Here is a 17168-nt window from a genome sequence, read left to right as displayed (position 1 = left end):
TATAGCGAACTCCCTAGACTTTAACCAACCAAGTCAGGAGTATTAATCATGAATGTTGTTCTCTACACAATGACAGGCTTGTTGTCTGCATTTTTCTTATTTGCAAGTTCGATCAAAATCCTTGGTTGGCAAAAGATGATTTTTGAAACCCAGATGAACTATATGCACAGTTACGGATTTAATCGCCAAATTCTGTTCGTGATTGGGCTAATGGAATGTTTCGGTGCCATCGCTATCTGGTTTTATGGAACGCTTGTGGGCTTACTCGGTGTGCTTGCGTTACTGGGCCCATCTTTGGGCGCTATTTTCTTCCACCTTCGTTACGATACTCCGAAAGAGGGAGCAGCAGCCATGGTCACAGCAACACTGTCAGCGCTAGTGCTATATCTGGTATACGCTCCGTTTTAGTTAAGCCTTTCCAACAGCATCTTCATAGGGAAATCTATGGGGATGCTGTTCTTGTAACTGGTCGATCCAGTTAAATTGTGTCTATACTGAGCAGACAGAAAATAATAATGAATGTCAGTCTCAATGAAAATACATACGCTCTCAGGTTATATTCAATCAATATATCTGGTTGAATATAAAGATAAACTACTGCTCCTTGACGGTTGTAGCCGTGCGGATACCGAGTACGTCTGCTCGTTTATTCGCGACGAACTAAAGCGTCCTCTATCTGATTTAAAGCTTATTGTAGTCACTCATATGCACCCGGACCATGCGGGTGGTGCACATACGCTACGCAAGCTCACAGGAGCAAAAATCGTCACGTCTAAACATGAACATCACTGGTATCGAGGCGTGGATGGCTGGTTGATGTATTTCACCGATTTGTGTTTGGCAAGGTGGGTCGCCAAAAGAAAGAAAAAGAAGCCCATCATGCTCTACTATTCGCCATGGTTAAAACCGGATATCCGTTTGCGCGACGAAGAACTGCTTCCCGGATTCGAAGAATGGCAAATATTGGAAACCCCAGGCCACACAGACAGAGATTTGTCTCTATTACATATCCCTAGCAACCGCATCTACGTTGCAGACCTGATGGTGACTGTAAAAGGCAAGTATGTCCCTCCCTTTCCTATTTTCTATCTCAACAACTACCGTCGTTCGTTAGAAAAAGTATTGAGTTACGAACCGGAATCGCTTTGGCTTGCTCATTCAGGAGAGGTTCAACTCAACGACGAAGACCTGGATTATTTGATGCAATCAATACCGCGCAGGCCAACAACACACTGGCGAGCAACAAAACATAAAACCAGACAAATAATCAAACTTATTAGAACTAAGTAATACAAGTCGAAAACAAAGTGGGATATAATTTATCCGCTTGAAAAAGCATATCCTTTTTTGCTTCGTGGGAGATAAAGCGCGTCATGAACGCTTTGTTGAACCGAGGCATGATGTAGAGCATATCTGCCGGTTAAAATTTAAAATACTGACCTGTTTTCTTCTTAACTCCAAAACAACAGTAATTTGATAGGGGAAGGCAGCCCCGATTAACTGGCCAGTATGTATCTCATCTTTGTTTTCGATTCTACGAGCCGAAAACACCAAGGGGAGGTATTTAATTACCTCCCCTTCTTTCTTATTAGACGATGAACCTACATCGCTTCCAGACTTATTCCTGCTCTTCTATCTCAAGCGTAATATAGCCTCGATTGTTGGCATAAAACGCCCAAGCATCGTTGGCGTAGCAGTAGAGGTAGCCAGATTTTTTAACGGTATACACCTTTTCTTCACCAATCATAAATGACTCCATAGGCGACGCTGTACCGTCTTTATCGGGATTCCCTCCATTGGCTATCGCACCCATCAGACAGAACCAAGGACATTCGTCATGCCTTTTACTTCCGATAAAATTAGCGTTTTCTCTTCCAAGCAATTCCTGAAATATGGTGGTTTCGACTTTGCCAATCAAAGTGCCAACCGAACGTAGAATTTCCTGAGCGTTAAAGCCGTCACTGCCCTCCCCTTGCGGCCCACAGATGATGGTTGAATCAGCCCACGCACCATCAGCTTTAAAGCGATAAGTTTTACCTTTGGACAGATATATACCTGTCCAGTAATGCTGGTGCCGGGCGTATATATCTAAAGTTAATTTGTCTCCCGGAACCAATGTTCTTGTCTGGAGATACTGGCCGTATGCCCGAGGAGGATCGCTATGTCTTCTTAACGCAGAAAAGTGGAACTGATTCTGGTGATGTTGAATATCCGGAATGGAACGAGGAGAAGTGATTAGAGCCTTCATGGCTCCAGTATGTGAATCGTGCAATGTCGCTTTGTAATTCGGCGCAATCTGGTCAGTCAGGTTCTCATGCCACTCTATATCAGGAGCTGCCTCTTTGATCTCTTCCAGCATCCACAATAGTGCACCATCAGACAGCCCACTCTCTTTGTAACCGCCACCAACATCACAATGAACACCTGGGAACCACTTCTGAACGAGATCCGATGTACTATTCTCATCATCTTTAATCCACAAAGTTGGTGAAAAGCTACCACGCTTCTCATCAATCGCTAATGCCTGCCGTGCATATTGGATAGATGGGCTCAGACTTGTGTCATGAAAAGCGTATTTTTTGGGATCGTCAAACAGATCCGAAATAGCTTTATCGTCTGGCACCCCTAAAGCACCAACCGTATCCCAAACTCCTATGAAAAAAACCTTATCAGAGTTTGGATGAAACTCTATGTTCATATCGAGGGCCATCAACATCTCTTTCGAGCCTTCCTCGCGATAGCCTTTTGAATAGATTTCGCTGACAACCTCTTCCCTTTCAGTTGCATCACAAACAGAAAAATCAGCCAAACCATATCGACAAATCATTCCACCCAGACTTCGGGCAGAAAATGCACCCCGGCTAAAACCAAACAAGAAAATTCTGTCTCCCGGCTGGTATTTATCACATAACCATTGATAACAATCCCGAATATCTTCACTAACACCCACACCAAGGGCACCACCCAACACTTTGTCGAGAATGTTACCTGTTCCTACTCCAGCCTGGTACCGGGTCTCCTGTTCGCCCGAAATCTCTTTTAAACAATTGAATAGCTGCCTGACATTGGTGGGCGCATAAACCCCATCATCTTGATTGTCTTTTGCATTCCAGGTTCCATCACAACACACAAGTAAATTTGCCATTGTTCACGTCCTTTTGCTGATGACTATCTTGAAGGTAGACAGCTATCAGAATTTAGGTGTGAACAATGGCTAAAAACAAAGATTTATATTACTCTTAGCGCGTCCAAAACTTGGACATACACTATTTTGTATAAATTCTCAGGGCGGGGCGAAATTCCCCACCGGCGGTATATCCCTATTTTTGTTTTAGTGATAAGCCCGCGAGCGCTCGATTCGTCGAGGTCAGCAGATCTGGTGAGATGCCAGAGCCGACGGTTATAGTCCGGATGAGAGAGAATGGAAACACACCAGATTCTAAGGCGTTCTTGCGCCCGGAGACTGGTGCATTTTGCTTTGTGTTTTATCCCTCAAGAAACAGCCCTGATTCTGGTATCAATATATGGAGTAACCATGAATCAGACCTCACTATTTGCCGAATTTGGCGACCCTATCACTCGTGTAGAAAACGCTTTACTTGCACTTCAAAAAGGCAATGGCGTTATGCTTTTAGATGATGAAGACCGCGAAAATGAAGGCGACATCATATACTCAGCCGAACACCTTACCCCTGCTCAGATGGCGCTGATGATCCGTGAGTGCAGCGGCATTGTTTGCCTATGCCTGACCGATGAGCAAGCGAATCTACTAGACCTGCCTCCAATGGTAGTAAATAACGATAGCGCAAACCAAACTGCCTTTACCGTGACTATCGAAGCTAAGGTTGGCGTAACAACGGGAGTATCGGCGCAAGACCGTTGCACAACTGTAAAAACAGCCATCAACCCTGATGCTAAGCCAAGCGATTTAGCACGTCCTGGCCATGTATTCCCTCTTCGTGCTCGCCCAGGTGGCGTTCTTGAACGCCGCGGACACACAGAGGGTACGGTTGATTTAATGAAGCTTTCCGGGCTTATGCCAGCGGGTTTACTATGCGAGCTAACCAACCCAGACGGGACAATGGCGAAAACCCCAGAAATCGTCACTTTTGCCAAAGCGCACGATATGCCTGTTCTGACCATCGAGGATATTGCCTTTTACCGCAATCAGATGATGCAGAAAACGGCATAAAATGGTGCTAAACAGCTATTAAATAACCAATTAGCACTTAAAGAGGCGTTTTTCGAAGATTTACCCTTGACCTAAGCCATCAGAATCATTAAATTAGCGCCTCGTTGCCCAAGGTGGTAACAAAAATCAAAATTTGGTGAGGTGTCCGAGTGGCTGAAGGAGCACGCCTGGAAAGTGTGTATACGGCAACGTATCGAGGGTTCGAATCCCTCCCTCACCGCCATATCTTAGAAAAAAGACGCATAATGCGTCTTTTTTTGTATCTGCAAAACGGTAAACTGATTAGTTATTGGCCGCTAAAAATTCATGAGAAGCAACGATGAACCAACAAGATCTGCACTGGAATATGAAACCTAACGTTCGCCTAGCCATTCAGTTGGCAAAAAGAGACGTACCTTCACTTGTGTATGATGCTGTAAATTTAGAAGGGGTTGCAATGACCTTACCTGAAGTGCAGACAATCCTTGATGGAATCACAGTTGGTGGGCACCGAATTAGCGACCAAAATATGGCGATGAACCAGGCAAAAACCTGGAAAGCTATATTCGAAGAGGTGCTCGATGGATCTTTTGAATTCACTAAGGAAGCGGCACTTAAGTTTCACAATATAGCAGGTCAAGAAGAAGCTCTTGTCTGGGGAGCTTTCAGAACCGGATACGTCTCCATCACCGGTTCCGATTATGAACCACCCGCTCCAGATGATCTTGATTCCAAGTGGCAAGAGATGCAAAAGCTAGTTGAAAGTCAGAGTGATATATACGACAAAGCAATCACTGCTTTCCTACAGATGGCTAGAGCTCAGTTCTTCTGGGATGTAAATAAAAGAACTGGCCGATTTATGATGAATGCGATCCTCTTATCTGCAGGCTTCCCGATCATTAATGTACCTGCAAAACGTCAACAAGAATTCAATACTCTTATGCTGGAGTTCTACGCCACTAACAATATGGAACCTATGAACAAGTTTTTGCGTAGCTGTTTAGACAACAAAATAGCGCTTAATTTTAAGATGGAGCTTGGTGTTTAATAGTTACATATACACTATGAAAAAAATAAACGTCGTCGGCACTAGTGGGAGCGGTAAAAGCACATTTAGCCGCATGCTGGCCCATAAACTTAACTAACCTCACCTGGAAATGGATGCCCTATTCTGGAAGCCAGACTGGACAGAAAGTCCGGATGATGAGTTTTTTGCCAAGCTGGAAAACCAACTATCTAAGCCTGAATGGGTTCTTGATGGGAACTACAACCGGACCAGACCGATCAAATGGGCTGAAGTCGATACGGTTATTTGGTTAGATTACTCCTTCCCCAGAACGCTGTCCCAAGCTTTAAAAAGGGCCTTTGTAAGATCCGTAACCAAAAAGGAAATATGGCCTGATACTGGGAATGTGGAAACTTTTAGTAAATCATTCTTCAGTAAGGACTCCATCATTATTTGGACACTAAAAACATACAAGAGTAATCGCACGCGCTATCTGGACATGTTCGAAGATCCAAAGTATAGCCATATTACTTTTGTTCGTATTACCAGTCCCAGAATGGCGAAGAAATTCATCAGCGAGCAATTAAAGTAAAAAAGGACAATTCCTTTGTAGTAAACGGAAAGCAATTCTGATCGATTAGAGTTGGAGAACCCGCTTTAGAACAAATTGTGATCCAAAAACACCTTCTCTTCGTAGACATAATTGCTAACCCATATCCATCGCGATGTAACTGTGTTTAGTCGTTCGATGTGCCAGCAATAATCTTTATCTGAGGTTAGAAGGTAGAGATTAGGTATTGTGTTAAAGGAGGAAGGTATGGAGCAAGCCACCTGTTTTCGGCTCGTAAAATTGTCAATTGTTTTGAGCGTACTCCTTACGGCCATTAGCACTCCAGCCTCTGAACGCACCTTAAATGCTGTTACTTTGGATTATCCTCCCTATGAGTTTTTGCACAATGGAGAACCCAGAGGCATTGCCATAGACCTTATCAACGAGGCGACAAGAAGAGCTCATTTAAATGTTGAATTTGAGTTCCTTCCATGGAGTAGAGCCGTTTTCAAAGCGGAAGCAGGACGGGCTGATATCCTCTTTAATGCCGGAGTAAATGATGCGCGGAAGGTATGGGGGCGTTATGGCGAGTGCGTATTAATTCTGCAAAGCTACTATCTGTTCAAGAGGCGTGAAGAGGCATTTACCGTAAACTCTGATTTTAGCAACGTTAAAAGCAAATCTATAGGCATACGACTCGGATATTTATATGGCTCAGGAAGTTTTCGCCAAGCCATCGATCATAATAAGTTTGCGCGTGTTGAATACACCAAATCTACGAAACAAAGTGTCGATATGCTACTTGGAAAACGTATGGACATGTTTGTGGGCGACTACATGCCAGTGATGTCTTACATTAAACGTCACGGCTTTGAAGATCAGATAGATATCGTCAAGCTAAGCTCTAAGCCCGGAGAAAATTTTCAGGTTTTGACCTGGCCTACCTACTTGCTATTTAACAAAGAAACCGTTCCCCTTGAATACGTGAAAAAGCTCGATCGCGCGATGGCTGAAATGAAAGAAGATGGCTATTTTGAAGCGGTTTACTCGCACTATGATGAAGGTACTTTCCCTTATTTGGTTAGGTTTAGCCCAAACAGAAAAGAGAGTAGCCATTCGAAGTAAACAAGTCTTTTTTGAATAAATACTATGACTGAAATTTGGATATATTTACAAGTCCGAGAGCCTGTTCGGCTCTCTAACTTTTATTTTAATAGTTCGATAATACTCAGGATATAAGTTGGGAATGCGCGGCCACTAATATCGAAGCGATAACCAGCTCCAATAGAAGTGGCGGAACAACCGCTTTCTCAAATCCATCCATTACGAGCCCTACAACACGTCCTACTGCAATAGCAGCCATCAAAATAGCAACAGCGAGATAACCCATTGTTTGCCCTGTCATCTGACTGATAACGAGTATTGCTACGCTAGCCAAAAACAACCCGCCAATGACTGAGCGAATGGTATTTAGCCCCGAGATTCCTATCGGTTCCACAGAAAAATTGGCGAGCATTTTGTTGGGTGCGAACATGGACATTAATCCAAGTCCCAGAAGCATCAGAGTCACCAACCCTACAAGTATTTGTATAGTAAGTTCCATAATTTTCTCCCTATAAGTTATCTGCGGTTCTATGAAAACTGTTGAATGGCAAGACGGGCATTGTCTTGAGCAATGATGTTATCGATTGTCGGCTCAATGGTGACCTGATCAACTACTGGACCTGTTGGTGACCCCTGATGACTTGCATAGAATCTTCCGGTTTCGAAACGAGGATCAAATAAACCGTCCAAATATCGTCTTGCCCCTTTTTCTACGCTGTGCATCATTCCAATCATCGGCATAAACAGACCACCGATGTACTTGAAGAACAGTTTTTTCCCAAACGGCAAATCGTCCATACCGTTGGTCCCTGTTGTTCCTCCAGGACTCATCGTGATAAACCGGATATGTGGGTGTTGCCTTGACATAGAAGCCATCCATAGTGCCCCCATCAGCTTTATCGTACCGTAGATATCCAGCGGGTCAGCTTTTGGCCCAAACTTACTCCCGTTAGCGACAGAGGAAAATTCTTCAATAGACTTATTACTGAGCTCTGGCTTAGCAACCCCCATTTTAGGAATACCTCGTGCTGTTTCAGAACCTGCGTAAAGGATGGTAGAAGTGACAAGCTGACGTTTGATTAGCTCATCAACTAACACAGCATGACCCAGAACGTTAGATGCAAAAATGTTGGTTACTCCATCGTTGGTCAGTTTGTTTGGTGTCTGACCTCCTGTTCCACCAGCGTTAAGTACAACTGCATCAATCGGACTGGTGAACTTGCTCACAGCATTTCTCACCAAACCTGAATCCGACACATCCATTAGTATGATATGGAAGATGTGTTTACCTGTTTCCCTAATCAGTTTTGCTTTAGCAGCTTCAGCTTTCGCAAGATTACGACAACCGAGGTAGATCTTTTTAATACCTTCTTGTTTAGCTAACTGCCTTGCTGCTTCATATCCCAACCCTGCATTCGCACCAGTGATTAGAACGGTTCGAATCGTATTCATCTCTTTCTCCAGTAGTGTGACTCATCACGTGCAGACAAATTAGCATGGTTGAAAATTGCTTTGTATATAGGTAAAAGTGGACACAATGTGTCAATTTTGAACCACAAGGTGAATTAAATGTCAGGTAACGAAAGCCATGCGTTTAACTGGGACAATTTGAAATTCTTTCTGGCGGTCGTTCGATCTGGAACCATTCGTGGTGGAGCAGAAAGCATCCATGTCAATCACACCACATTGACAAGACGGCTATCCATAATGGAAGAGCGTATTGGCACCCGTTTGTTTGACCGCTCAAAACAGGGGTTAGTGCTGACGCAACTCGGTGAAGAACTGTTGCCTTATGCTGAGCGAGTTGAAGAGGAGATGACCTCAGCGTCACGTATGATTGTCGGCAGGGATGCGGAACCTTCCGGCACCGTATATGTATCGATGCCTCACGGTATGGCGATGACTTCCATAATGGATGATTTAGCCGCATTTTCAGAGCGCTACCCTGACATCATACTCAATCTGAGTTTTGGAAATGACATCGCGGATCTTACCCGTAGGGAAGCTGATGTATCTCTGCGGGTTGCCAATGAAGTTACTGATGATGTGGTAGGACGCAGACTGGTTCAGATGTCACAAGCGGCTTACTGCACTAGAGAATACGCACAACGTATTAAAGACAATGAAGGTGAGGGGTTAAACTTCATTGGCTGGCATGAACCAGAAGATGATGTAACGGCAAAATGGCTTATGGAAAGCTACTATCCTAAAGCTGAACTAAAACATCGGGTATCCGAGTTAGTCCCGCTTGTGTCCCTTGCAGCTTCAGGTTTAGGAATGGCCTATCTTGCCTGCAATCTTGGTGACCGGCATCCAGACCTTATTCGAGCCCCTTTTCAAAAACCGCTCCCTTACCGAAGTATCTGGCTCCTCCTCCATCGAGATTTGCGTCGAACTGCACGTATTCGCTGTTTTGTTGATTTTTTGGCTGAGCGTATTCAGGAAAGACGAAATGAGTTCTGGGTTACGGGCACGGTGGCAAAATAGCCCAAATTCTCGCAAGCGACATTTTACGCAACTTCAACATCTAGCGGCTCAGACAATCCCGCTTCTTGATCGTTTTCTTGTGCTTGCGTGAATACCCAGGTTGCATCGAGTATTTGATTTAACTCATCTAACTGAGTCCATAGTTCCTTAGTTTGATCGGATAATTGGTTCACTGATAATTTCCCGTTTATACCATCAACAACATACTGACTATCGGTGCGGACAATAACCTGACTATCCGGATACCTGACCAAAACGTCTTCTAAAGCATTCACTGCAGCTTTGAGCTCTATCTGTGTTGGTGTGGTCTGTTGCTGCACACCGGTTTTTTCAACATAGTGTTCACCAGAGACTAAAACATATCCCCATCCGCCAGTGCTACTCGTCTCGCAACAATATCCATAGGTGTACACATTGACCGTTAAATCTGAACCAATAGCCTTGGTAACTGCTCTCATATCAAGGAAACCCTTTCCTGTTGCTCTGTATTAAACCGAATGATTTAAATCAACACATGCAACAACTGATGGAGAAAACTAGCAAGAGGAAACCACATTGTAAAGCATTGATATAAATGTGATTAATTAATTGCTTGCTACCTACAATTTTGCCTTATACTGTTTTGAATTCTTAGAAGAAAGGTAGCGCCCAATGAAGCAAAACATCGTACACATCGCTTTGGTAGTAAAAGATTATGACGAAGCCATCGAGTTCTATGTGGACAAACTGAAGTTCGAGCTGATTGAAGATACCTATCAGCCTGAACAAGACAAACACTGGGTCGTTGTTGCACCACCAAACTCACAAGGCGTCGCTCTGCTGTTAGCCAAGGCTTCTAAACCAGAACAGCACGACTTCATTGGAAATCAGGCCGGTGGACGCGTTTTTCTGTTTCTCAACACGGATGATTTCTGGCGCGACTATGAACGTATGCGCTCTATTGGCATTAAGTTTATCCGGGAACCAAAAGAACAAGACTATGGCACCGTTGCCGTCTTTGAAGATCTCTATGGCAACCTCTGGGACTTACTCCAGTTAAATCCAGAACATCCTATGGCCAAAAGAACGGACTATTAACGAATGAGAGGACTGAAATGAGTAGCGAAGTTATTGAATATTATACAAATCAGTTTAATGAGCACGAGCGTCACCTTGACGGATTCGGCACGATTCAACACAAGCGCACTCTTCAGGTTCTTAAACAGTACTTAACACCTAAACAAAACGTTCTTGATATCGGTGGAGCCACTGGCACCTACTCTTTCGAGCTGGCTAAAAATGGACACCATGTTCATTTACTCGACATTGTTCCTTCTCATATCAGCAAAGCTCAACAAATAAGTTTCGAGCAAGGCATCAACTTAAGCGGATATCATGTAGGAGACGCTCGCAAACTGAATTTTGAAGATCACTCTTTTGATGCTGTCATTATTCATGGGCCGCTCTATCACATAACAAAGAGGAATGAGCGTCTAAAAGTTCTTAAAGAAGCTTACCGAGTATTGCGGAATGGTGGCGTTTTGTTTGCATTCGCTATAAACAGATATGCCGGGATTAATTATGGTATTCACACCGGAAAAATTTTGGATGATGACTACTTCAAAATAATCCGCACAGAGGTATCCAGTGGCTACAGAGATAAGGAACCGGGTTGGCACTTTCATTTACCTAATGAGTTAGAGCAGGAAGTAGCGGAATCTAATTTCATAAATATTAACGCGAAAGGAGTGGTAAGCCCTATCTGGATGCTTCCAGACATAGAAAACACGCTCTTAGATCCTGCGGCTCAGGACAAAATCTTACGAGTTTCTGAGCTATTGGAGTCGGAACCTATCCTTGGACAAGATTTCGTATGCATCGGATATAAATAGATCTTTGCCAATAAGCTTAATGAAGGAGATGGTTAGATGGATATCTTAATCCAGCAGGAAAAAGCACTGCACCAATTTGAGGTCAGGAAAAACAAGCAGGAAGTAGCGCGATTACTGAGCCCAGATTTTTATGAAGTCGGGAAATCTGGTGAAAGCTTCGATTATCCAATGATAGTGGAAATGATGGCAGCAGAAGAACCTAGTACAGGACACATCCATTCGCAGGGCTACAACGCGATAGAGCTTGAACAGTCCGTTTACCTTCTTTTGTATAACACAGCATGGATTGACGATGCTGGAAATGTATCTCTATTCTCTAAACGCTCTTCTATTTGGGTTAATAACGAGGCTGGATGGCAAATGCGATACCATCAAGGAACACCTTGTAAACCATTCGTACTCACTAAAGAAAAGGATTATTAAGTAAATGAAATACAAAGTTATCGACCCTTATAACGATGCTCCCGAACACCCAATTAAAATTGAAAAAGGCGAAGTACTCAAAGTCGTTGAACAATCCGATCCCAATGGTCCATGGCCTAATTGGGTGAACTGTAAAGGCATAGGTAAACAAGGCTGGGTACCCAAACAAATCTTAGACATTGAAGGCGAACAAGCGGTTACCAATCAGGACTACTACGCGAAAGAACATCATCTTGCTTTGGGTGAAACCCTAATAGCAGAATACTCGCTTAATGGGTGGATCTGGGGAACGAAAGAAGGCGAATCTGATAACTCTGCCTGGGCTCCCTTAAATCATCTCCAAAAGGTGTTGTAGAAAGCACTTGCTATATTGACGAAAAAACAAGCCATCTTGAAATATAAGATTACAGTTCCTTTCTCTCCCATAACTAATTAATATACATTTATTAAACTAGTTAATTTATTGATATATAGATAATTTATCTTTAGTTAACTGTACAAGGGGAGAGCCATATGCCTAAGTACCAGTTCTTTACTTTTCCGCATAACCAAACCGCAGACTTTACTTATCTTGATATGAGTGCAGAGGATTACTTGCAAGATAAGCAAGCCTTACTAGAACAAAACTTCGAATTAGATGGCCACCCGATTACGGCAGAAAATCCCAAAGAAGCGGTGAAAAAATACAATCGAGATTTCTCTCGCGTTACTCAGGAGCAAGCCAAAGGAAACCTCATGTGCGTTTTGTTTGGTGCGTTGATGGCACTGTCAAAATGGGTTCGCAAAAAAGCATCGAACTAAAACACTATCGAGGGTTACTAAGAGAGCCCTATTAAATATATTAATATCGGAATCATTTAATGGAAGAACTGATCGCACAATATACGGGAGCCGACGAAGATAGCCGTCTGACTCGCCAGTACATCGCACAGCTTGAATACGACACTACGATGCATGTTTTAGGCAACTACCTCCAACCGGGGAAACGCGTTTGCGAACTTGGTGCGGCAACTGGTCGTTACTCATTAAAATTTGCTCAAATGGGCTGCGATGTCACAGCGGTGGAACTTGCCCCTGAACAAGTAAAAATCCTCTCACAAAAAGCAAAAGATGCTCAACTTGATATCAAACTCTTTCAGGGGAACGCCTGCTCTGTTCCATTCGTAGCCGATTCCTCTCAAGACGTTTGCGTCATTCTCGGCCCCTTGTATCACCTTCAAACCGAAGAAGAGCGACATCAGGCTATGCAAGAGGCCAAGCGCATTGTGAAACCCGGAGGCATAGTGGCGGTTGCCTATATATCCCGTTTCTTCGTGGCTGGTATGTTCGCTCAAAAGTTTCCTAAGCTAATCAAACCCGAAGTCTTAAGTGAATTATTGGAAACTGGACTGGTTTCAGACTCAGATGCCGATAGCTTTTTCAGAGTCGGTTATTTTTCTTCTCCTGCTGAAATTGAGTCTCTGATAATTCAAAATGGCTTCGAACCAATAAGGCATTTGGCAACCGACGGATTCTCCAGATACATAGCTAATGGTGTAAACCATTTTACTCCAGCACAATATGACACCTGGCTTCAAAACCATTTACAAACCTGTGACGAGTCTTCTTTGTTAGGTTCAAGTAATCACGGACTTATTATTGCAACGCGAATCTAAGGACACCACAAAATCGATATGGACATCAACATTCGAGAAATGACCATCAGTGACTACGATCAGGTAATAAAGCTCTGGTCCACAACAGAAGCGATGCTACTGAGGGACGCTGACTCAAGAGAAAGTATCGAACGCTATCTCAAACTTAATCCAGGATTAAGTTATGTCGCAGAGAACTCACAGACAATTACTGGTGCGATTTTAGTAGGAACCGATGGCCGTAGAGGTTACGTCCAACACCTTGCCGTTCATAAATCGGTGCGTGGTAATGGTATTGGTAAGCAATTGATAAATCGAGCTATAGAAGCTCTGGAGAGTAACGGCATATCCAAAACTCACTTGTTCGTGGCGAACGACAATATTAACGCACAAGAGTTTTATCAGTCCCTCGGCTGGTACCCTCGTGACGAAGTCCGCATGTACTCTTTCAATGCATCAGACAACCAGAATATTTAATAGATGATTGCAACCTCGCATTACGAGCGAAAAATCCATGAGCTGCTTCTTCAGGATCCGTTCAGGCTACAAGCGCTAAACACGATAGCCCAGTTAAATCTCCCCCAATGCTTTATCGCTGCAGGTTTTGTTCGGAATCTGGTTTGGGATCATCTGCATAGTAAAACCACACCTACACCGTTGAATGACATCGATGTGATTTACTTTGATGCATCCGAACAACAAAAAGACAAATATCAAGAATACGAAACCAAACTTCATTCAATTGCCCCTAAGTACAATTGGCAGGTTCGAAATCAGGCTTTCATGCATACCCGAAATGGTGACAAGCCCTACAATAGTACCCTTGATGCGATAGGCTATTGGCCCGAAAAAGAAACAGCATTGGCTGTACGGAAAATCAACCAAAACCAATTTGAATGTATTTCAGCATTTGGTTTTGAGTCTTTGTTTGCTATGCAAGTCACTCACAACCCTAGACGAAAGCTAGAAGTGTTTAATCTTCGTGTCCACTCAAAGGACTGGCTGGCAACATGGCCTAACCTCACTATTGTCAGCTAAGATAACGATCAAACAACAGTAAAAATACAGTCCAAATAATAATGAACACACCGATAGTACTAACAACTGAACGCCTTATTCTGACACCAGTGACAACCGACGATCTGGATATCTACAAAGCGCTTTTGATGAGCCCAGAAACCACACGATACCTCCCCGGTGGAAAACCGTTTAGCGAGGAATACATTGCTAACTATGTGCAAGATAAAATTGCACATTGGAACAAAGGCTACGGCACTTTTATTGTTCCCCTGGCCGATTCTCCGAACACCAAGATTGGCTATGCTGGAGTAGAAACGATACCCAATAAAGGCTTGAACGATATTCGCTATGCTCTGACTCCTGAGAGCCAGGGCAAGGGCTATGCACTAGAAGCCGCAAAAGCGGCTCTTGATTTTACCTTTGATAACACCAATCTGAATGAGATTTATGGTGTCGCGGTAACAGAAAATCTTCCCTCGGCAAAACTGTTGGAAAAGCTTGGCATGCACCCTACTTCCACCAGACTTTACGACAGCGATGATTTGATTACCATGTCTATAAAGCGCACCTAATTTTAAAAATCTTATACCGAGAAAACCAATGTCAGAAGTCAAACCGAAAGTGTTCCGGCTAGACATAGAAAGCCACCAGCAGCGCAGCGATATGCAAAAGCTGTTTGTCGAATACAGTTCAAATGCGGATGCCAATATCAAAGAAAACATCGTAGAAAAACTCTGCGAACTCCTCTACTTCATTGGTTTTATCGCCTATCTAGGAGAAAAGCCAGCAGGCTTTGCCGTATGTTTTGAGTCCTTTTCTTCCTACCGTTGTAAAAAAGTACTCAACATCCACGACTTTATGATCTCTGAAGCATATCGTGGCAAAGGCTACGGCAAAGTACTTTTAAAAGGGGTTGAAGCATTCGCTAGAGAGAATGACTATCTCAAAATCACCCTAGAAGTCGACGACGACAACCATTCAGCACAAAAGCTCTACTCAAGATGCGGCTTTGAGGACCATCAGGTAGTACTGAAAGGGTTACTGCATTGGCAGAAGTATTTGGTTGAATGAGTTAACCTTAACATTTCCCTATAGCTCCCTCTCGCCTTATTAGTCCAATCCATATATCATCTAAACAGGTTAGTATATGGTTTGGATTATGTCCGCAACATCTTCTTTTTACGATAAAAATGCTCAGCAACTTGCTGACCAATACAACTCCGTTTCTTTTGAATCGGTTCACTCCTCGTGGAAAAAATATTGGCCTGAGTCCGGTGATACTGTACTTGATGTAGGTGCGGGTTCAGGGAGAGATGCTCGCTGGTATATTGCTCAAGGGTGCTCAGTCGTTGCGGTTGAGCCTTCAAAAACGCTACGTCATATAGGGCAGAAAGACTGTTCAAATAAACTTACTTGGATTGACGACTCTCTACCTACTTTAGAATCGGTAAAACAACTTTCGCAACTATTTGACTTGGTTGTTCTGTCAGCGATTTGGCAGCACGTTCCAGTACATCAACGACCAAAAGCAATAGTTAATATTTCTGAACTTTTGTCAGACAAAGGAAGATTGGTGATTACATTGCGCTACGGCGAGTTCGATGATGGTCGTGAAACCTTCGGAGTCTCAGTAACAGAGCTAGAAGAACTCTGCCTCAAGGTTGGGCTTTTAGTCAATCATGTTTCTACTGATGAAGATTCGTTTCAAAGAAATGAAATCAAATGGAAGACTGTAGTATTAAGCAAAGCCAGTCCTGCTGAGGGGTAAATTGTGTCTCTTGATTATTATTTGGACAAGTTCCAAAACTTAAATATGAACAGTTCTGGTGGTAAAAAGAGTCCTCACAAAGTGTGCATGTTGCTAGCTGTAATGGATCTTATAAGCAGTGGCGTTATCCCAACAAACAAAATTGAGCTTAACAACCCACTGAGAGAAAGGTTCTCATTTCACTTCAAGAGCTTTGCTCAAGGAAGAGACAAAAACACACCTGAAAACCCGTTTTTCCACCTGCGCAGTGAAGGATTTTGGCACTTGTCATATGAAGATGGGTTTGAAGAAATTAATATCAGTCGCTACTCTCGAAAAGCTATAGCTCATGCTTACTTAGACACTGATCTTTTTGAGTTTATGAAAAGTCCAATCGTGTCTAATGAGCTAAAAGATGCACTTGTTACCAATTTGTCCGACTTAGCATCTCTTTACCATAGGTGGTTAATAGATATAGGTAAAACGGATAAAACTGCTAAAAACTACCTTGGTGCGGTTCGTGGTTCGATTTCGAACTGGCTATTCGAAGCAGGTGAAATCAACGAACCACTCACAGACATAAAATCTTATCACCAGTTCATTCAATACGAGAAGACAGCCCGACAACTGGAAACTTTTAAGATTAGAGATCACAAAGGTAAAGGAATGTATAGTGCCGCTCTATCTCACTACAATAAGTTTTTAGCTGACTTATCCCAAATAGATATTAACGCAGATGTTCGACAGGTCATGTCCGATAAACAGCTGACTGATACAGAAAAAACCATTTTAGTGAATACAAGAATGGGCCAAGGGCACTTCAGAACCAAGTTAATTGACATGTGGGGTGGTTGTGCCGTCACTGGCTATAGCAATACTCAATTATTACTAGCTTCTCATATAAAGCCTTGGCGAAACTCAAGTAATGTAGAGCGTCTTGATAAGTTCAATGGGTTACTGCTGTTAGCAAATTTAGACAAAGCGTTTGATCTTGGGTTCATATCATTTGATGACTCAGGAAAAGTTCTAATTTCTGACTATTTGGAAGATCCTGAAATGATTGGATTAAACGAAGATATGTCTTTCTCTATCTACCCAGAGCATAAACCGTATCTCCGTTACCATCGATATGAACTTTTTAAAGGAAGCTTGTAG

The 17168-nt window shown here is 43.1% G+C and carries 22 protein-coding genes, 1 tRNA gene, 1 pseudogene and 1 riboswitch; of the genes and pseudogenes, 20 read left to right on the top strand and 4 right to left on the bottom strand.

From position 1 onward, the window contains the following. The first annotated feature begins 48 nt into the window (after positions 1-48). Positions 49-408 carry a DoxX family protein gene (locus SNR28_RS15715; RefSeq protein WP_375753608.1) on the top strand — a complete coding sequence of 120 codons (360 nt, stop codon included), beginning with the start codon at positions 49-51 and terminating at the stop codon, positions 406-408. A 123-nt stretch (positions 409-531) separates the two neighbouring features. Next, entirely contained in the window at positions 532-1290 is a 759-nt protein-coding gene (locus SNR28_RS15710) for an MBL fold metallo-hydrolase (protein ID WP_375753607.1), read from the top strand. A 328-nt stretch (positions 1291-1618) separates the two neighbouring features. On the opposite strand, the gene SNR28_RS15705 is transcribed toward SNR28_RS15710, so the two are convergent. Further along, on the bottom strand, positions 1619-3145 hold the full coding sequence (locus SNR28_RS15705) for a DUF2235 domain-containing protein (RefSeq protein WP_375753606.1): 1527 nt from the start codon (positions 3143-3145) through the stop codon (positions 1619-1621). A gap of 130 nt (positions 3146-3275) precedes the next feature. After that, positions 3276-3427, top strand: a riboswitch (FMN riboswitch). Between the two features lie 108 nt (positions 3428-3535). Between SNR28_RS15705 and ribB the strand changes: the two genes are divergently transcribed. The 5 genes and pseudogenes from ribB (at position 3536) to SNR28_RS15680 (ending at position 6852) form a co-directional block, all read left to right on the top strand. Then, positions 3536-4192: a 3,4-dihydroxy-2-butanone-4-phosphate synthase gene (gene ribB, locus SNR28_RS15700; RefSeq protein WP_375753605.1), complete on the top strand. Its 657-nt coding sequence runs from the start codon at positions 3536-3538 to the stop codon at positions 4190-4192. Positions 4193-4327: 135 nt separating this feature from the next. Continuing rightward, positions 4328-4415, top strand: a tRNA-Ser gene (locus SNR28_RS15695). 96 nt (positions 4416-4511) lie between these two features. Then, entirely contained in the window at positions 4512-5219 is a 708-nt protein-coding gene (locus SNR28_RS15690) for a Fic family protein (RefSeq protein WP_375753604.1), read from the top strand. Positions 5220-5235: 16 nt separating this feature from the next. Beyond that, a pseudogene (locus SNR28_RS15685) lies at positions 5236-5769 on the top strand (adenylate kinase). Positions 5770-5994: 225 nt separating this feature from the next. Beyond that, positions 5995-6852 (top strand): substrate-binding periplasmic protein, encoded by an 858-nt coding sequence (locus SNR28_RS15680; protein WP_375753603.1) that lies wholly within the window; start codon positions 5995-5997, stop codon positions 6850-6852. Positions 6853-6955: 103 nt separating this feature from the next. Here SNR28_RS15680 and SNR28_RS15675 read toward each other — a convergent pair whose 3' ends face one another. Continuing rightward, positions 6956-7330 carry a DUF4345 family protein gene (locus tag SNR28_RS15675; protein WP_375753602.1) on the bottom strand — a complete coding sequence of 125 codons (375 nt, stop codon included), beginning with the start codon at positions 7328-7330 and terminating at the stop codon, positions 6956-6958. A gap of 29 nt (positions 7331-7359) precedes the next feature. Next, the gene (locus SNR28_RS15670) at positions 7360-8283 is read right to left on the bottom strand and encodes an SDR family NAD(P)-dependent oxidoreductase (RefSeq protein WP_375753601.1); all 924 of its coding nucleotides are present in this window, start codon (positions 8281-8283) and stop codon (positions 7360-7362) included. A 117-nt stretch (positions 8284-8400) separates the two neighbouring features. On the opposite strand from SNR28_RS15670, the gene SNR28_RS15665 reads away from it, so the two are divergent. Further along, positions 8401-9318, top strand: a complete 918-nt coding sequence (locus SNR28_RS15665; RefSeq protein ID WP_375753600.1) for a LysR family transcriptional regulator — start codon at positions 8401-8403, stop codon at positions 9316-9318. A gap of 23 nt (positions 9319-9341) precedes the next feature. Here SNR28_RS15665 and SNR28_RS15660 read toward each other — a convergent pair whose 3' ends face one another. Further along, positions 9342-9776 carry a ribonuclease HI gene (locus SNR28_RS15660; protein ID WP_375753599.1) on the bottom strand — a complete coding sequence of 145 codons (435 nt, stop codon included), beginning with the start codon at positions 9774-9776 and terminating at the stop codon, positions 9342-9344. A gap of 193 nt (positions 9777-9969) precedes the next feature. On the opposite strand from SNR28_RS15660, the gene SNR28_RS15655 reads away from it, so the two are divergent. From SNR28_RS15655 to SNR28_RS15600, 12 genes are all read left to right on the top strand, one after another. Then, a complete protein-coding gene (locus tag SNR28_RS15655; protein WP_375753598.1) occupies positions 9970-10395 on the top strand; it encodes a VOC family protein in 426 nt (141 codons plus the stop codon). Positions 10396-10412: 17 nt separating this feature from the next. After that, on the top strand, positions 10413-11189 hold the full coding sequence (locus SNR28_RS15650; RefSeq protein WP_375753597.1) for a class I SAM-dependent methyltransferase: 777 nt from the start codon (positions 10413-10415) through the stop codon (positions 11187-11189). 36 nt (positions 11190-11225) lie between these two features. Next, on the top strand, positions 11226-11612 hold the full coding sequence (locus SNR28_RS15645; RefSeq protein WP_375753596.1) for a DUF4440 domain-containing protein: 387 nt from the start codon (positions 11226-11228) through the stop codon (positions 11610-11612). 4 nt (positions 11613-11616) lie between these two features. Beyond that, positions 11617-11967: an SH3 domain-containing protein gene (locus SNR28_RS15640; RefSeq protein ID WP_375753595.1), complete on the top strand. Its 351-nt coding sequence runs from the start codon at positions 11617-11619 to the stop codon at positions 11965-11967. A 158-nt stretch (positions 11968-12125) separates the two neighbouring features. After that, complete coding sequence (locus tag SNR28_RS15635; RefSeq protein WP_375753594.1) at positions 12126-12413, top strand: hypothetical protein; 288 nt, start codon at positions 12126-12128, stop codon at positions 12411-12413. Between the two features lie 59 nt (positions 12414-12472). Beyond that, entirely contained in the window at positions 12473-13267 is a 795-nt protein-coding gene (locus SNR28_RS15630; protein WP_375753593.1) for a class I SAM-dependent methyltransferase, read from the top strand. Between the two features lie 39 nt (positions 13268-13306). Next, complete coding sequence (locus tag SNR28_RS15625) at positions 13307-13723, top strand: GNAT family N-acetyltransferase (RefSeq protein WP_375754099.1); 417 nt, start codon at positions 13307-13309, stop codon at positions 13721-13723. A 3-nt stretch (positions 13724-13726) separates the two neighbouring features. Further along, positions 13727-14284 carry a nucleotidyltransferase family protein gene (locus SNR28_RS15620; RefSeq protein ID WP_375753592.1) on the top strand — a complete coding sequence of 186 codons (558 nt, stop codon included), beginning with the start codon at positions 13727-13729 and terminating at the stop codon, positions 14282-14284. Positions 14285-14325: 41 nt separating this feature from the next. Further along, positions 14326-14838 carry a GNAT family N-acetyltransferase gene (locus SNR28_RS15615; RefSeq protein ID WP_375753591.1) on the top strand — a complete coding sequence of 171 codons (513 nt, stop codon included), beginning with the start codon at positions 14326-14328 and terminating at the stop codon, positions 14836-14838. Between the two features lie 28 nt (positions 14839-14866). Further along, a complete protein-coding gene (locus SNR28_RS15610) occupies positions 14867-15337 on the top strand; it encodes a GNAT family N-acetyltransferase (RefSeq protein ID WP_375753590.1) in 471 nt (156 codons plus the stop codon). Positions 15338-15425: 88 nt separating this feature from the next. After that, positions 15426-16034 (top strand): class I SAM-dependent methyltransferase, encoded by a 609-nt coding sequence (locus SNR28_RS15605; protein ID WP_375753589.1) that lies wholly within the window; start codon positions 15426-15428, stop codon positions 16032-16034. A 3-nt stretch (positions 16035-16037) separates the two neighbouring features. Beyond that, positions 16038-17168 (top strand): HNH endonuclease, encoded by a 1131-nt coding sequence (locus tag SNR28_RS15600; RefSeq protein ID WP_375753588.1) that lies wholly within the window; start codon positions 16038-16040, stop codon positions 17166-17168.

The sequence above is a fragment of the Vibrio iocasae genome, from assembly GCF_042245395.1.
Classification (GTDB): Bacteria; Pseudomonadota; Gammaproteobacteria; order Enterobacterales; family Vibrionaceae; genus Vibrio; species Vibrio iocasae.
The sequence above is the reverse complement of the archived record's forward strand: the minus strand, read 5'-3'. Positions and strand labels throughout refer to the sequence as shown.

Excerpts from the sequence above, each read along its gene's own strand:
- SNR28_RS15715 (WP_375753608.1), top strand. The coding sequence starts at position 49 with ATGAATGTTGTTCTCTACACAATGACAGGCTTGTTGTCTGCATTTTTC.
- SNR28_RS15710 (WP_375753607.1), top strand. The coding sequence starts at position 532 with ATGAAAATACATACGCTCTCAGGTTATATTCAATCAATATATCTGGTT.
- SNR28_RS15705 (WP_375753606.1), bottom strand. The coding sequence starts at position 3,145 with ATGGCAAATTTACTTGTGTGTTGTGATGGAACCTGGAATGCAAAAGAC.
- ribB (WP_375753605.1), top strand. The coding sequence starts at position 3,536 with ATGAATCAGACCTCACTATTTGCCGAATTTGGCGACCCTATCACTCGT.
- SNR28_RS15690 (WP_375753604.1), top strand. The coding sequence starts at position 4,512 with ATGAACCAACAAGATCTGCACTGGAATATGAAACCTAACGTTCGCCTA.
- SNR28_RS15680 (WP_375753603.1), top strand. The coding sequence starts at position 5,995 with ATGGAGCAAGCCACCTGTTTTCGGCTCGTAAAATTGTCAATTGTTTTG.
- SNR28_RS15675 (WP_375753602.1), bottom strand. The coding sequence starts at position 7,330 with ATGGAACTTACTATACAAATACTTGTAGGGTTGGTGACTCTGATGCTT.
- SNR28_RS15670 (WP_375753601.1), bottom strand. The coding sequence starts at position 8,283 with ATGAATACGATTCGAACCGTTCTAATCACTGGTGCGAATGCAGGGTTG.
- SNR28_RS15665 (WP_375753600.1), top strand. The coding sequence starts at position 8,401 with ATGTCAGGTAACGAAAGCCATGCGTTTAACTGGGACAATTTGAAATTC.
- SNR28_RS15660 (WP_375753599.1), bottom strand. The coding sequence starts at position 9,776 with ATGAGAGCAGTTACCAAGGCTATTGGTTCAGATTTAACGGTCAATGTG.
- SNR28_RS15655 (WP_375753598.1), top strand. The coding sequence starts at position 9,970 with ATGAAGCAAAACATCGTACACATCGCTTTGGTAGTAAAAGATTATGAC.
- SNR28_RS15650 (WP_375753597.1), top strand. The coding sequence starts at position 10,413 with ATGAGTAGCGAAGTTATTGAATATTATACAAATCAGTTTAATGAGCAC.
- SNR28_RS15645 (WP_375753596.1), top strand. The coding sequence starts at position 11,226 with ATGGATATCTTAATCCAGCAGGAAAAAGCACTGCACCAATTTGAGGTC.
- SNR28_RS15640 (WP_375753595.1), top strand. The coding sequence starts at position 11,617 with ATGAAATACAAAGTTATCGACCCTTATAACGATGCTCCCGAACACCCA.
- SNR28_RS15635 (WP_375753594.1), top strand. The coding sequence starts at position 12,126 with ATGCCTAAGTACCAGTTCTTTACTTTTCCGCATAACCAAACCGCAGAC.
- SNR28_RS15630 (WP_375753593.1), top strand. The coding sequence starts at position 12,473 with ATGGAAGAACTGATCGCACAATATACGGGAGCCGACGAAGATAGCCGT.
- SNR28_RS15625 (WP_375754099.1), top strand. The coding sequence starts at position 13,307 with ATGACCATCAGTGACTACGATCAGGTAATAAAGCTCTGGTCCACAACA.
- SNR28_RS15620 (WP_375753592.1), top strand. The coding sequence starts at position 13,727 with ATGATTGCAACCTCGCATTACGAGCGAAAAATCCATGAGCTGCTTCTT.
- SNR28_RS15615 (WP_375753591.1), top strand. The coding sequence starts at position 14,326 with ATGAACACACCGATAGTACTAACAACTGAACGCCTTATTCTGACACCA.
- SNR28_RS15610 (WP_375753590.1), top strand. The coding sequence starts at position 14,867 with ATGTCAGAAGTCAAACCGAAAGTGTTCCGGCTAGACATAGAAAGCCAC.
- SNR28_RS15605 (WP_375753589.1), top strand. The coding sequence starts at position 15,426 with ATGTCCGCAACATCTTCTTTTTACGATAAAAATGCTCAGCAACTTGCT.